The sequence below is a fragment of the Komagataeibacter sp. NFXK3 genome (assembly GCF_054182245.1).
Genome location: NZ_JAPIVJ010000002.1, coordinates 74,218 through 88,179 on the forward strand (window position 1 = coordinate 74,218; position 13,962 = coordinate 88,179).

A 13,962-nucleotide genomic window follows, 5' to 3' on the forward strand; every position below is an offset into this window, starting at 1 on the left:
TCAGGGCTCCTGCGTTACGGTAACGGTGCCCGTTGCCTGGTCGGGGTGGTAGTCATCGAAGAATTTGTAGGTGCCGGGATGCAGCGGCCCGGCATGGACCGTAATGGTGCTGCCCGGCACCACGATCTTCTCGAATTTCAGGTCATAGCTCTCAAATTCGTCCGTCGTGTCATCCTGGTTGTCCAGCATGATGAGGAAGCGCGTGCCCGCGGGCACCGTAAAATGGTCCGGGCTGAAATGATGGTCCTTCACCACCAGGTGCACGGGGTCCTGCGCCCATGCCGGTGGGGCGGACAGCAGGGCCGCAAGCCCGAGGCAGGACAGGATGGTCGCGTAACGCATGAACAGACTCCGCGTGGAATGACGGCAAAATATTGCGACTTATTATCACTGTCAATTTCAGTCTTGCCACCCACATATCCTGTCCTGCCGATGCGGGGCTGGCATGCGCAGGCAGGTGCCTGAAAAAAGGTATGTTCTGTTGACATCTTTTTTGTGCGCCATAAAAGGTTCTTGTTAAATACACCTTAATGGAGGCCAGAATGGCGCCGCCGCTCGATGACACAACCCGCAGCATCATCAAGGCCTGCGTGCCCGCGCTTGAGGCCCATGGCCTCGCGATCACGACCGAAATGTATCGCCGCCTGCTGGCCAATCCCGCCATCCGCGACCTGTTCAACCTCTCGCATCAGGAGGATGGCGCGCAGCCCAGGGCGCTGGCGCTGGCCGTGCTGGCCTATGCCCGCAACATCGATAACCTTGGCGCCATGGCGGGCGCTGTCGAACGCATTGCTGAAAAGCATGTGGGGCTGAACATCAGGCCCGAACACTACCCCTATGTGGCCGAGGCCCTGCTGGGCGCGATTGCAACAGTGCTGGGTGATGCCGCGACCCCTGAAATTCTGGAGGCATGGGGCAAGGCCTACTGGTTCCTGGCCGATATCCTGATCGGGCGTGAAAAACAGATCTATGACGCCCACGAGGCGGCACCCGGCGGCTGGGTGGGGTGGCGGCCCTTCCGCGTGCAGGCCCGCAAGGCCGAGAGCGAGACCGTGACCTCCTTTGAACTGGTGCCTGAGGATGGTGGCCCGGTGATGCGGCATGCGCCGGGGCAGTATCTCAGCTTCCGGCTTGATGTGCCGGGGCATGGGAGTGAACGGCGTAATTACAGCATCTCGTCAGCGCCTTCTTCGCAGGGCTATCGCATCAGCGTGCGCCGCATCGACGGTGGTGTGGTGTCGGACTGGCTGCATGACAGCGTGCGTGAAGGCAGTGTGTTGCAGGTTTCCGCCCCCGCTGGCGCGTTCACGCTCACGCCCTCAACCGGGCCGATTGTGTTCCTGAGTGCAGGGGTGGGGCTGACGCCGTTCATGTCCATGCTGGCGGAGCTGACGGGCAGTGACGCGCATCCCCCCATCCATTACATTCACACCACCCGCAGTCCGGGCACGGAAGCCTTTGGCCCGGCCATCCGGGCGCTGGCAGGGCGCGGGCGGTTGCAGGCGGATATTTTCTACACCCGGCAGGCCCCGCAGGCCGCAGCACCCGTGCCGGGGATGACCTGCCATGAGGGGCGCATCACGCCCGCATGGCTACAGGGCAGGGCGGACAGGAATGCAACCTATTACATCTGTGGCCCCGATGGCTTCATGCGTGACATGGTGGGCGCGCTGAAGGCAGCGGGCGTGCCGCCTGCGCAGATCCGCTACGAATTCTTTGGGCCTGCCGATGATCCGGCGCTATGAGGCGGGTAATCGTTTTATAAACATGCCTTAAAAAACAAAGACGTTTTTGGTGAAGCTTTTTTTCAGAAAGCTTCGGGAGAACGCCGCCTTTAAAAAAAAGGCGGCGCCCAAAAACATTTAGCTTTCTGGTCGTCATCCGGCACGCTGCGGGCAGATCAGGCGGAACCAAACACATGGCCATGCCCTTAACGCCAGTATCCGCATCGCGCGTGGTGCCGGGCGGGTCCTGTGCATTGCCCCGGAAGGTCCGCCGCCATGATTACCGTGCATCATCTCGACAATTCACGTTCCCAGCGCATCCTGTGGCTGCTTGAGGAACTCGAACAGCCCTACGAGATCCGCTTTTACAAGCGCGACCCCAGAACCATGCAGGCCCCCAGGAGCCTGCGCAGGATCCACCCGCTGGGCAAGGCCCCGATCATCACCGATACCGAAGGCGACGTGACGCTTGCGGAAAGCGGGGCCATTATCGAATACCTCGTCGAGCGCTACGGCAACGGCCGCCTGCAGCCCGAACGCGGCACGCCGGAGCACGTGCAGTTCCTGTACTGGCTGCACTATGCCGAAGGCTCGGCCATGCCACCGCTGCTGCTCAAGCTGGTGTTCGGCCTGCTGCCCACGCGCGTGCCCTTCATCATCCGCCCCGTGGCCAGCCTGATCGCGCGCGGGGTGCAGTCACGCATCATCAATCCGCAACTCAGGCTGCACATGGATTTTTGGGAGCAGTCGCTCAGCCAGCGCGAATGGTTCACCGGCAAGGACTTCACCGCAGCCGATATACAGATGAGCTTTCCGCTTGAGGCCGCCGCCACCCGCGCCGGGGCGCTGCCGGGCAGGCCGCATGTAGGGGCCTTTTTGCGGCGCATCCATGCGCGGCCCGCCTATCAGCGCGCGCTGGTCAGGGGCGGGGCCTATGCCTTTGCCGCGGCAGGCGACGTGCCGGCCTGACAGCAGGGCTGCGGTTTACGCCCTACCTCGGTTCGTATTAAGTGCGCGCATTCCTTCCGCGCCCCCCCGAGGTTCCATGATTCGTCTCGACAGTATCAGCAAGCATAACGGCCAGCGCCTGGTCTTCATTGAAGCCTCGGCTGCGTTGCAGAAGGGCGAGAAGATCGGCCTCGTGGGGCCAAACGGGGCAGGCAAGACCACGCTGTTCCGCATGATCACCGGGCAGGATGAACCTGATGAAGGCCAGATCCTGACCGATCGCGGCATCACCATCGGCTTTTTCAGCCAGGATGTGGGCGAGATGGCAGGCCGCAGCGCCGTGGCCGAGGTGATGGAAGGTGCGGGCGCGGTATCGGAGGTGGCCTCCGAACTCGCCACGCTGGAAACGGCACTGGCCGACCCCGAACAGGCCGACCAGCTTGAAACCATCCTTGAACGCTTTGGCGAGGTGCAGGCCCGTTTTGAGGAACTCGGCGGCTATGCGCTCGACAGCAAAGCGCGTGAAGTACTGCACGGGCTGGGCTTCAGCCAGGAAATGATGGACGGCGATGTCAGCCGCCTTTCAGGCGGGTGGAAGATGCGCGTGGCCCTTGGCCGCATCCTGCTCATGCGCCCCGATGTGATGCTGCTCGATGAGCCAAGCAACCATCTCGACCTTGAAAGCCTGATCTGGCTGGAACAGTTTCTGGCCGGTTACGATGGCGCGCTGCTCATGACATCGCATGACCGGGCGTTCATGAACCGGGTCATCAACAAGGTGATCGAGATCGATGGCGGCAGCCTGACCAGTTTTTCGGGCGATTACGAGTTCTATGAGCAGCAGCGCGCCCAGAACGAGAAGCAGCAGCAGGCCCAGTTCGAGCGCCAGCAGGCCGCACTCGCTAAGGAAATCAGCTTTATCGAACGCTTCAAGGCCCGTGCCTCGCACGCAGCCCAGGTGCAGAGCCGGGTCAAGAAGCTGGAAAAGATCGACCGCGTCGAGCCGCCCAAGCGCAGGCAGGCGTTGAGCTTCGACTTTCCGCCCCCGCCGCGCTCGGGCGAGGACGTGGTCAAGCTGCGTGGCGTGGATAAAAGCTATGGCAGCCGCGTGATCTACCATAACCTCGACCTGCTGATCCGCAGGCGCGAGCGCTGCTGCGTGCTGGGCGTAAACGGCGCGGGCAAGTCCACGCTGCTCAAGCTGGTTACTGGCGCCACCCAGCCCGATGCGGGCACGGTCACGCTGGGCGGCAGCGTGAAGCTGGGCTATTTCGCCCAGCATGCCATGGACCTGCTCGATGGCAGCCGCACGGTGTTTGAAACGCTGGATGATGCCTTTCCGCTGGCCAGCCAGGGGTCGCTGCGCGCTCTTGCAGGCAGCTTCGGCTTCTCGGGCGATGAGGTGGAGAAAAGCTGCCGCGTGCTGTCAGGCGGCGAGAAGGCGCGGCTGGTCATGGCGCTGATGCTGTATGACCCGCCAAACTTCCTGGTGCTTGATGAACCGACCAACCATCTCGACATCGCCACCAAGGAAATGCTGATTGCCTCGCTCGCGCAGTACGAAGGCACGATGCTGTTCGTATCGCATGACCGGCACTTCCTTGCCGCCCTGTCCAACCGGGTGCTGGAAGTCACCCCCGGTGGCATTCACCAGTATGATGGTGGTTACACGGAATATGTCGCCCGCACCGGGCAGGAAGCCCCCGGCCTGCACGCCTGACCCGGCAGATCTGCCCTTGAAAATACCATTGGGGGGTATAAAGTCAGGGCGGTGAGCATGAGGAGCGCCGCCGTGGTCCAGACTGTCAGTTTCCCCGTAGGGGGCATGAGCTGTGCGGCCTGCGCCACGCGGCTTGAAAAGGTGCTCAACCGGCAGGCGGGCGTGCAGGCCACGGTCAACTTCGCCACAAACCGGGTGCAGGCCACGGTTGATGACCCCGCAATCGCGCTGCCCGCCATGGCCACCGCCATTGGCAAGGCGGGTTTTACGGTGGACCAGGGCAGCGTGGACCTGTCGGTTACCGGCATGAGCTGTGCCGCCTGTGCCGCGCGGGTGGAGAAAATCCTCAACCGCCTGCCGCTGACACAGGCCAGCGTGAATTTTGCCACCGGGCGTGCGCATGTCACGTACGTGCCCGGCGTGAGCGGGCCGGAAACCTTCATTGCCCGCATTGAAAAAGCCGGTTTTGGCGCAACCCTGGTGGATGACGCGGCGCGGCACCCGGACCCGCACGCCATGCGCATGCAGGCATGGCGGGCGGAACGCAACCAGTTTGCCCTGACCCTTGTGCTGGCGCTGCCGTTTGGGGCGCAGATGCTGGGCATGCTGGGGGGCATGGCGTTCATGCTGCCCGGCTGGGTGCAGGCCGTACTCGCCACGGTGGTGCAGTTCTACTGCGCGCGCCAGCTTTATCCGCGCGCGTGGAAGGCCGTGCGCGGGGGCGCTGCCAACATGGATGTACTGGTGGTGCTGGGCACAGGCATCGCCTATTTCTTCAGCATGGCCGTGCTGCTCCTGCGCCTGCCGCAGCCGCTGTATTTCGAGAGCAGCGTGGCCATCATCACGCTCATCTCATTGGGCCGCCTCATGGAAAGCCGCGCGCGTGACAGGACGGCGGCAGGGCTGGAAAGCCTGCTGAAGCTCCAGCCCGCGCAGGCCCATGTGGAACGCGACGGCGTGGTGCATGACTGCCCGGTGGAACAGGTGCGCGTGGGCGATGTATTTGTCGTGCGCCCCGGCGAGAGCCTGCCGGTGGATGGCACGGTGCTTGATGGCGCATCGGATGTGAATGAAGCCATGCTGACCGGCGAGAGCCTGCCTGTTGCCAAACGGGTGCATGACACGGTTTTCGCGGGCACGTTCAACACCACCGGCAGCCTGCGGGTGAAGGCCACCGGCGTGGGGGCGGATACCGCGCTGGCGCATATCGTGAAAATGGTGGAGCAGGCGCAGGGCAGCAAGGCGCATGTGCAGCGCCTGGCCGACCGGGTGGCGGGTGTGTTCGTGCCGGTGGTGCTGGTGCTGGCAGGCCTGACTTTTGGCGTGTGGTGGGGGATGAGCGGGCAGGTTGCGCCCAGCCTCATCGCCGCCGTGTCGGTGCTGGTCATTGCGTGCCCGTGTTCGCTGGGGCTGGCCACGCCCACCGCCATCATGGTGGGCACCGGGCTTGGGGCGCGCGCGGGCATCCTGTTTCGCAACGCCGATGCGCTGGAACAGGCCCAGAAGCTCGATACAATCATGCTCGACAAGACCGGCACCTTGACCGAAGGCGCCCCCACGGTGCAGGACATGCAGCCCGTGCCCGGCGTGGACCCGGCCCGGCTGCTGGGCGTGGCCTGCACGCTGGAGCAGGAGTCCGAGCACCCGCTGGCCCGCGCCATCATGGCGCATGCAGCAAGCCTTGGCGTGCGGCCCGGCACGCTGGCCGGTTTTGAGGCCACGCCGGGGCTGGGGGTTGCGGGCATGGTGGACGGGTTGCCTGCCTGCCTCGGCGCACCGCGCTTTCTGGCCGAACGTGGCATGGCGCTGGACCCAGACGGGACTGACGGACCGGCAGGCGCGGGGCGCACCGTGATCGGTGTTGCGCAGGCGGGGCATCTGCTGGGCCACATTACCCTGTCCGACACGTTGCGGCCCGATGCGGTGGCGAGTGTGTCAGCACTCCGGGCAGCGGGCATCCGGGTTGTCATGCTCACGGGCGACAGCCCGCAGGCGGCAGGCCCCATTGCGGCTGCCGTGGGGGTGGATGACTGCCGCGCGGGCGTGCTGCCCGCTGACAAGGCAAGGATTATCGAACAGTACCGCGCGCAGGGCCATGTGGTGGGCATGGTGGGCGATGGCATCAATGACGCCCCGGCGCTGGCGGCGGCCGATGTGGGGTTTGCCATCGGGGCCGGTACGGCCATCGCGCGCGAGACGGCGGATATCGTGCTGATGAAAAATGAACTGGCCAGCGTGAACGATGCCATTTCGCTCTCGCGCGCCACATTGGCCAAGATCAGGCAGAACCTGTTTTTTGCGTTCATCTATAATATTCTTGGCCTGCCGCTTGCCGCCTTCGGCCTGCTCAACCCCATCGTGGCGGCAGGCGCCATGGCCATGAGTTCGGTCTCGGTGGTCAGCAACGCGCTGCTGCTCAATCGCTGGAAGCCGCGCGCGCCCGGTCACTGAATGACGTTCACACCCTGTTACGGTCTGTTCCGCGTGCGTGCGCTCGCCTATGCTATTGCCAGTTGCATGACCCAGCACGATTCAAGGGATAGAACGACGCGTGACCAGACATAAACAGCAGGGAACAGACCCTGCCTCGTGCACGCAGTGCGCCCCCCCGCCGCAGGACAGGGTCGTGGAACAGCCGCACAAGAAAGCCCTGATCAACCGCGTGCGCCGCATTGAGGGGCAGGTGGGTGGCGTAATGAACATGATCGAGAATGACCGCTACTGCGTGGATATCCTGACCCAGATATCGGCGGTCAAATCAGCGCTGGATGGGGTTGCGATCCAGATCCTGTCCTCTCACGCCAAAGGCTGCGTGCGCAAGGCGGTGCAGGAAGATGGCGGCGAGGAAACGATGGAGGAACTGCTCGGCATCATCCGCAAGCTGATCCGCTAGGGCAGCTCCAGTTTGAATGGACACATTCGAACTGGTGAAGATGCTGCCTTTGCTAAAAAAAGGCAGCATCCGGACGTGTTCGTTCCATAATCATCAGGAACGTAACTGGTTTTCGGCGTATCTTTACCAGAGAATTATTAAAATGACCGCACCGCCTGATTATGCAAAAGTGCGCGAGGTATGCCCCATTTGTGGCCAGGGATGGGTGCTCGTTGCACGGGACAACGCAACACATGCCCTTTGTTTTCGCTGTGATGAATGCACAAGTGAATGGGAGGATGTCCGGAACATCCAGATTGAATCATCAAGAATGAGGGATGATTATTACGATTGGGATTTTATGGAAAGCAGGGAACTGGCAACACATAAAGTATATAAATACGTTATCAATAAAATATCAAAGAACTGGTAATGTATCGTGGCACCCCTGATGTTTCAGGGGTGCCTCCCGCCATCATTTTCCATATCCCTGCGTTTGTGCGCATGGCGGCGTTACATGCCCAGCGCCATGCGGCCTATGGCCGGGTCATCGGTAAAGAAACCATCAAGCCCCAGATCCAGATGGCGCCGTATTTCGGCAATCGCGCCGGGCACGTTGCGCGCGCTGTCGCCCTCGCCATTGCGCAACTGCATGGGCAGGAAGTGGTTCTCGGGGCGGAAGGTGTAGGAATGCACCAGCAGGCCCGCCGCGTGGGCGTCATCAATGAGTGTGGTGGGGGCAAGCCACGCGCCAGCGGCATCACGCGGAATGATGTCGTCGTTCGAGGGACCGATGACATCCGTATAGGCCCGCAGACCGCGCAGGCCATCAGGGGTCATGAGGTCGCCAAACGTGACCGGCCTGGCCGTGCCCAGCGTGTCAGGCACCGTTTCCGTGCGCCCGCCCATGAGGAACATGAGCCGGGCCTGCGGGTTGATGGCCTGCACCTGGCCATGGAGCACGCGCAGGTTCGCCGTCTCGAAGGACTGGACCTCAAGCGGGCAGTAGCGGGTATAGTCGTGGGCCGCGATGACGTGCAGGAACGTCTCCTCTGGCGTGTGGCCGAGTTTATGGAAATGCGTTGAATTCTTGATTTCAGGTATCAGCCCGATCATGCGCCCGCGGGTTGCTGCCTCGGCTGCCACAAAGTCGATCACTTCCTCAAATGTCGGAATATCGAAATGCCCGTCATAGCGCGTGTTGTGGGCGCGGAGGGCGGGCAGGCGTTCCCTGGCGCGCAGGGTCTTGAGTTCGGCCAGGGTGAAGTCGGTCGTGAACCAGCCGGTTTCCGCCTTGCCATCTATGGTCATGGTGCGGCGGCGGCTGGCAAATTCCGGGTGGCTCGCCACATCGGACGTGTCCGCGATGTTGCTTTCATGGCGGGCGATGAGCACGCCATCGCGGGTGGGCACGAGGTCGGGCTCGACATAATCCGCCCCATCGGCAATGGCGCGGGCATAGGCGGCCAGCGTATGTTCGGGCCGCAGGGCCGATGCCCCCCGATGCGCCATGACAGTGGGCACCGGCGCCAGGGAAGGGTTTGCAAAAGCCTGCCGGGCTGCCAGCGCGGCCATGCTCGTCAATGTGCCTGTCATGGCCTGTCTGCGGGTCAGCATGCCTCTGTCCTTTAAATAAAAGCGTGCGCCAATTTTAAGCCAGAATACACACAGGGCAATGGCGGGCGATTGGCCTGAATGGCGGTTGGCCGGGAATCTTATATGACAGTTTAATGAAAATGCGCCCGCAAGAAGAGAAAACCGCTTTTTCGATTGCCATTCCTGCCATGACGGTCCGCCTCCGGTGTGGTTTGCGTGTTTTTTACTTGCCACGGCAGGCGCGCGTCGTGGCCCCAGACGCATCTGGCGTGTCCGGGGCAGCCATTTCAAAAAGGCTTTCTCCCCGCGGGCATGACGTCATTATTTTCAGGGAGAGTAGAAATATTAATGATACTTTTTCAATACATATTCAGGCACGTTGCATAATCAGCATGTGTCCTGCCATCATAATGGCTGTCTTTCATGGTTCTGTCGCCACGGTGATGTCATGCAGGTGTGGTGGCCGATGGTCTGGCCATGTCACTATATTTTTACAAAACATATCCTGCCTGTCTGGCGGCTGCTTTTACTCATGAGATGTGAAGCAGCTATACGCGGAGATAGGGGTATAAAAGGTTGCAGGACTGCATTAAGTAGCGGTATCGGTATAAAACTATTGCATCCCGCACGGTCATGCCTGTCTTCCGGCATTCCTGCTGGACCAACGTGCATGAGAGGCGACGCTAGATGGCTGCAGACCGGCCCTGTTTTCCTACCAGTATTCATCGTTCCACCCCCAACGCCATCAGACTGAACCGGGCCCTGCGCATGTCGCGCCGCGATGCGCTGCTTGGCGCGTTCGGGGCTGCCGTTGTCGTGACGGGCAGCAGGCAGGGAATGGCCGCCACGGCGGAGCAGGACACGGTCGTGCCGCTGTTCATGGCGCTGTCGCAGCGCCTGACGGACCGTGACACGCTCGACCCGCGCATTGGCAACGCCCTGTATGCAGGCATCATCCACGCCGTGCCCGAGCGGCGTGACCAGCTCCAGAAGCTGCATGACTTCATGGCTGGCGGCAACTTTACATCGGCCCATGCGCTGGCCGCCGCCGCCGAGCATCAGGACCCCGTGTTCAAGGCTGTCATTCAGGATATCCTGACCGGCTGGTATCGTGGCCTGGCCGACCACAAGGTCGTGGTCTACCGCTCCGCGCTGATGTTCGACATCACCAAGGATGCGATCTATCCCAAGACCTATGCAACGGGTGGCCCGTTTTACTGGACCCAGACCCCGCCGGAAGTGGCTGTGCCAACAGGTGAACCCGCCCTTTCGCCTTCGAAACTCGTGATCGAACCTACCTGATATCCGGAGCCTTTTTTATGCCGTCCGAACAAGACCTATCTGCTGACGTCGTAATCGTCGGCTCCGGCGTCGCTGGCAGCTCCATTGCCAACGAACTGGCGCGCGCGGGTATTTCCGTCATCGTGCTCGAAGCGGGGCCCCGGGTCGACCGCCAGCACTTTGTCGAGAATTTCCGCAACCTCGAGAACAAGCCCTCCTATCAGGGGCCGTTCCCGGCAGTGCCATGGGCGCGTCATCCGCCCGACCAGGTTACCCCCAACGATTACCTGCACACCACCGGCCCCGATGCCGAGGCCTACCAGCAGGTCTACCTGCGCATGATGGGTGGCACCACCTGGCACTGGGCGGGCTGTGCGTGGCGTTACCTGCCATCGGATTTCGAGCTCAAGACCCGCTATGGCCAGGGCCGTGACTGGGCGCTGAAATATGATGACCTCGAGCCGTTCTATTACCAGGCCGAGGTGATGATGGGCGTGTGCGGCCCGGACCCGAAGGAGGAAGACCTCGGCTCGCCGCGCAGGCAGCCTTACCCGATGGATGCGCTGCCCATTTCCTACGCCGCCCAGCAGTTCCGCAAGCTGATTGGCGAGAAGACGCCGTATCGCGTGGTGCATGAGCCGCAGGCCCGCAACACCCGCCCGTATGACAGCCGCCCGACCTGCGAGGGGCATAACAACTGCATGCCCATCTGCCCGATCGGGGCGATGTATAACGGCAGCTACTCCGTCTATCATGCCGAGGCGGCAGGGGCGAAGTTCGTGCCCAACGCCGTGGTGTACCGAATTGAGCGTGACAGCGCCAACAAGCGCGTTACCGCGGTGCATTATTATGATCCCGACAAGGGCTCGCACCGCGTGACCGGCAAGTATTTCGTGATTGCGGCGCACTGCATCGAGACCGCGAAACTCATGCTGTTCTCCGCCGATGAGCAGAGCCCGGACGGCATTGCCAACAGCTCGGGCCATGTTGGCCGCAACATGATGGACCACACCGGCGTGCAGGTGAGCTTCATCAGTGGCGACAAGGCCCTGTGGCCCGGTCGTGGCCCGCTCGAAACCAACGTGATCGACAATTTCCGCGATGGTGACTGGCGCAACGAGCGCGGCGCGTACCTCGTGCACATGGTTGATGACAACCAGGTCGACCTTGCCACCCAGCTTGCCATCGCCAAGGGGTATGTGGGCCGCGAGCTTGAGGAGCAGATCCGCTATCTCGCCTCGCACACGGTCCGCCTGTTCAGCCATAACGAAGGCCTGGCCGACCCGGATAACCGCCTGACGCTGAGCAAGACCAACAAGGACATCCTCGGCATCCCGCACCCCGAGGTCTATTACAAGCTGCCCGAATATACCGTGAAGAGCTGCGAGCACACGCGTGGCCTGTTCCGCGACCTGATCGGCCTCATGCATGGCACGGACGAGGAATGGACGCCTGGCTACTTCCCGCAGGACCATCCCGCGGGCAGCACCATCATGGGCACCGACCCGAAGGATTCCGTGGTGGACGGCTTCTGCCGCACGCATGACCACGAGAACCTGTTCATCGCGAGTTCGTCCGTTTTCTCTTCGGTCGGAACCGGCAATATCACCCTGACAGTCGCCGCACTTGCCCTGCGCGTGGCTGATACGCTTAAAAAAGAACTCGCCCATGCCTGACGTGACGCGCAAGATCCTGTGGTCGGTCCTGACCGCAGGCACTGCTCTTGCAACATTTTCTGCCGTTCCCGCCCGGGCGGATGACCCTTCTGCCGACCTGATGGCCCGTGGCGAATATATCGCCACGGCAGGTGACTGCGTTGCCTGTCATACAGCACCCGGCGGCAAGCCATTTGCCGGTGGCCTGAAGATCAGTACGCCCATGGGCGATGTGGTGACGACCAACATCACGCCTGATCCCGATCATGGTATCGGCAAATACACGGAAGAGGATTTCGAGAAGAGCCTGCGCCACGGCATCCGCCGTGATGGCAGCAGGCTTTATCCCGCCATGCCCTACGTGTCCTATGCCGGCATGACGGATGGCGACGTGAAGGCGCTGTACACATGGTTCATGCACGGGGTGAAGCCGGTGGCCGAGACGCCGCCGGTCACATCGCTCAACTTCCCGGCCAACCTGCGCATCACCATGGGCCTGTGGAACATGGTGGCGACCAGCGAAACCCCGGAGACGGGTGATTCCGCCACCTTTGACAAGATGCGCCGGGGCAAATACCTCGCCCATGCCCTTGAGCATTGCGGCACCTGCCATACCCCGCGCAACATCATGCTGAGCGAGAAAGAGGACAGCTACCTTGCCGGCGCGAGCCTGCTCGGGTGGTATGCCCCGAACATCACCTCAAGCAAGACCGGCGGCATCGGGAACTGGAGCGAGGACAACCTCGTTGAATACCTCAAGACTGGCCATGTGGCAGGCCTGAGCCAGGCGGCCGGCCCGATGGGCGAGGCGGTCGAGCACAGCACCAGTCACCTGACCGATGATGATCTGCATGCGCTTGCGGCCTACATCCTGCAGGTTCCTGCCAAGGATGACGAGGCCGAGCACAGCCCGCGCGAGCAGTTTGGCAAGCCGCTGGAGCAGGCCGATGTCCGCTCGGGTGAACTCACCCGTATCGACAAGCTTGACCCGATGGATGGCGCGCAGATCTATGATGCGAACTGCGCGGCCTGCCATGGCGGTAACGGCGCGGGCACGGCCGACCATTATGCGCCCTCGCTGTTCCATAACTCGGTTGTGGGTTCGGCCCGGCCCGATGACCTGATCATGGCCGTGCTCAACGGCGTGGACCGGAATGCGGGTGGGGTGCATGTGCATATGCCTGCCTTCAACCAGAGCTCCGACGTGGAGCGCCTGAGCAATGCCGAGGTTGCCAGCGTGGTGAACTACGTCACGGCCACATTTGGCAGCGGCGACCACGGTGTCACCGCCGAGCAGGTGGAAAAAATGGGCAAGGAACTGCCCAAGACGCCCTGAGGCCAGATAATCCGGTGGCTGCCTGTATTCCTTTGACAGGGGCGGGGCTGCCGGGTCTGTGCTTTCAAAAGCTGTTCATCACGAGAACGCCGCCTTTTGTAAAAAAGGCGGCGTTCTTGTTTATTACAGTTGCGAAAACAGGGCGGATGCTGCCGGAAGGGGAAGGCGTGCCTGCTCATGGGTCGTCTGGCGACCTGGTGGTGTCTGTGATAGGCACGACAGGTGCAAAACGGGGTCCCGGATCATCATGATGCATTTCATCACCGATTTTGCCGATCAGGCCGTAATGCTGCCGGTGATGGTAACTGTAGTCCTTATCATGGCTGTGTACGGATGGCGGCGCGGTGCCATGGTCTGGACGGGTACTGCCATCGCGATGCTGGCGGTCATGCTGCTGCTTAAAATAGCCGGTCTTTATTATGCCGCGATAGAGCAGACCACCATCATCAGCCCCAGCGGGCATGTCGCGGCAGCGTGCATGGTGTATGGCGGCCTGCTTGTGCTGCTGGGGCAGCGGTATTTCGTGCGTTTCCCGGCGCTTATGCTGGTGCCGTTATCGGGTATTGGCATTGGCGTGGCATGTACCCGCGTGGCATTGCATACCCATACCCTGTTCGAGGTTGTAACAGGGGGTGTGGTTGGCTGTGCTGCAGGCCTGGTGCTGGGGCGGGCCTGCGGGCCTGTGCCGCAGCGGTTATGGCTGTACCTGCTGCCTGGAGTGGCGTGCGTGGCCGTGCTGTTCCATGGGGCGCATCTGGGTATTGAAGGTGCAATACGCTCCATGTTCCTACCCAGGAAAATTATTACATGATCAAATTGGAAGAATAAAA

12 protein-coding genes are annotated in these 13,962 nt (G+C 61.9%); 10 read left to right on the forward strand and 2 right to left on the reverse strand.

Going from position 1 to position 13,962, the window contains the following annotated elements:
- Complete coding sequence (locus OQZ28_RS02530; protein WP_172155388.1) at nucleotides 1–342, reverse strand: cupredoxin domain-containing protein; 342 nt, start codon at nucleotides 340–342, stop codon at nucleotides 1–3.
- A gap of 200 nt (nucleotides 343–542) precedes the next feature.
- Here OQZ28_RS02530 and hmpA point away from each other — a divergent pair, with 200 nt between their 5' ends.
- From hmpA to OQZ28_RS02560, 6 genes are all read left to right on the forward strand, one after another.
- Nucleotides 543–1,745 (forward strand): NO-inducible flavohemoprotein, encoded by a 1,203-nt coding sequence (hmpA, locus tag OQZ28_RS02535; RefSeq protein WP_458135062.1) that lies wholly within the window; start codon nucleotides 543–545, stop codon nucleotides 1,743–1,745.
- 255 nt (nucleotides 1,746–2,000) lie between these two features.
- On the forward strand, nucleotides 2,001–2,693 hold the full coding sequence (locus tag OQZ28_RS02540) for a glutathione S-transferase family protein (protein WP_458135063.1): 693 nt from the start codon (nucleotides 2,001–2,003) through the stop codon (nucleotides 2,691–2,693).
- Between the two features lie 76 nt (nucleotides 2,694–2,769).
- The gene (locus OQZ28_RS02545; RefSeq protein ID WP_130730401.1) at nucleotides 2,770–4,392 is read left to right on the forward strand and encodes an ABC-F family ATP-binding cassette domain-containing protein; all 1,623 of its coding nucleotides are present in this window, start codon (nucleotides 2,770–2,772) and stop codon (nucleotides 4,390–4,392) included.
- 72 nt (nucleotides 4,393–4,464) lie between these two features.
- Nucleotides 4,465–6,843 (forward strand): heavy metal translocating P-type ATPase, encoded by a 2,379-nt coding sequence (locus OQZ28_RS02550; RefSeq protein ID WP_458135064.1) that lies wholly within the window; start codon nucleotides 4,465–4,467, stop codon nucleotides 6,841–6,843.
- Between the two features lie 100 nt (nucleotides 6,844–6,943).
- Nucleotides 6,944–7,285, forward strand: coding sequence for a metal-sensitive transcriptional regulator (locus OQZ28_RS02555; protein WP_458135065.1), 342 nt, complete (start codon nucleotides 6,944–6,946; stop codon nucleotides 7,283–7,285).
- A 16-nt stretch (nucleotides 7,286–7,301) separates the two neighbouring features.
- On the forward strand, nucleotides 7,302–7,697 hold the full coding sequence (locus tag OQZ28_RS02560) for a hypothetical protein (RefSeq protein WP_458135066.1): 396 nt from the start codon (nucleotides 7,302–7,304) through the stop codon (nucleotides 7,695–7,697).
- Between the two features lie 80 nt (nucleotides 7,698–7,777).
- On the opposite strand, the gene OQZ28_RS02565 is transcribed toward OQZ28_RS02560, so the two are convergent.
- On the reverse strand, nucleotides 7,778–8,881 hold the full coding sequence (locus tag OQZ28_RS02565) for a glycerophosphodiester phosphodiesterase family protein (protein ID WP_458135067.1): 1,104 nt from the start codon (nucleotides 8,879–8,881) through the stop codon (nucleotides 7,778–7,780).
- A 666-nt stretch (nucleotides 8,882–9,547) separates the two neighbouring features.
- Here OQZ28_RS02565 and OQZ28_RS02570 point away from each other — a divergent pair.
- The 4 genes from OQZ28_RS02570 to OQZ28_RS02585 all read left to right on the forward strand — a co-directional run bounded on the left by OQZ28_RS02570 (nucleotide 9,548) and on the right by OQZ28_RS02585 (nucleotide 13,943).
- The gene (locus OQZ28_RS02570) at nucleotides 9,548–10,162 is read left to right on the forward strand and encodes a sorbitol dehydrogenase family protein (RefSeq protein ID WP_458135068.1); all 615 of its coding nucleotides are present in this window, start codon (nucleotides 9,548–9,550) and stop codon (nucleotides 10,160–10,162) included.
- 17 nt (nucleotides 10,163–10,179) lie between these two features.
- Entirely contained in the window at nucleotides 10,180–11,817 is a 1,638-nt protein-coding gene (locus OQZ28_RS02575) for a GMC family oxidoreductase (RefSeq protein WP_458135069.1), read from the forward strand.
- Entirely contained in the window at nucleotides 11,810–13,132 is a 1,323-nt protein-coding gene (locus OQZ28_RS02580) for a cytochrome c (RefSeq protein WP_130730396.1), read from the forward strand. Before OQZ28_RS02575 ends, OQZ28_RS02580 begins: the two co-directional genes overlap by 8 nt.
- Before the next feature lie 247 nt (nucleotides 13,133–13,379).
- Nucleotides 13,380–13,943 (forward strand): phosphatase PAP2 family protein, encoded by a 564-nt coding sequence (locus OQZ28_RS02585; RefSeq protein ID WP_130730395.1) that lies wholly within the window; start codon nucleotides 13,380–13,382, stop codon nucleotides 13,941–13,943.
- The last annotated feature ends 19 nt before the right edge of the window (nucleotides 13,944–13,962 follow it).

Bases quoted from the DNA above. Each gene is read 5' to 3' on its own strand.
- OQZ28_RS02530 (WP_172155388.1), bottom strand. From the start codon at position 342: ATGCGTTACGCGACCATCCTGTCCTGCCTCGGGCTTGCGGCCCTGCTG.
- hmpA (WP_458135062.1), top strand. From the start codon at position 543: ATGGCGCCGCCGCTCGATGACACAACCCGCAGCATCATCAAGGCCTGC.
- OQZ28_RS02540 (WP_458135063.1), top strand. From the start codon at position 2,001: ATGATTACCGTGCATCATCTCGACAATTCACGTTCCCAGCGCATCCTG.
- OQZ28_RS02545 (WP_130730401.1), top strand. From the start codon at position 2,770: ATGATTCGTCTCGACAGTATCAGCAAGCATAACGGCCAGCGCCTGGTC.
- OQZ28_RS02560 (WP_458135066.1), top strand. From the start codon at position 7,302: ATGGACACATTCGAACTGGTGAAGATGCTGCCTTTGCTAAAAAAAGGC.
- OQZ28_RS02565 (WP_458135067.1), bottom strand. From the start codon at position 8,881: ATGCTGACCCGCAGACAGGCCATGACAGGCACATTGACGAGCATGGCC.
- OQZ28_RS02570 (WP_458135068.1), top strand. From the start codon at position 9,548: ATGGCTGCAGACCGGCCCTGTTTTCCTACCAGTATTCATCGTTCCACC.
- OQZ28_RS02575 (WP_458135069.1), top strand. From the start codon at position 10,180: ATGCCGTCCGAACAAGACCTATCTGCTGACGTCGTAATCGTCGGCTCC.
- OQZ28_RS02580 (WP_130730396.1), top strand. From the start codon at position 11,810: ATGCCTGACGTGACGCGCAAGATCCTGTGGTCGGTCCTGACCGCAGGC.
- OQZ28_RS02585 (WP_130730395.1), top strand. From the start codon at position 13,380: ATGATGCATTTCATCACCGATTTTGCCGATCAGGCCGTAATGCTGCCG.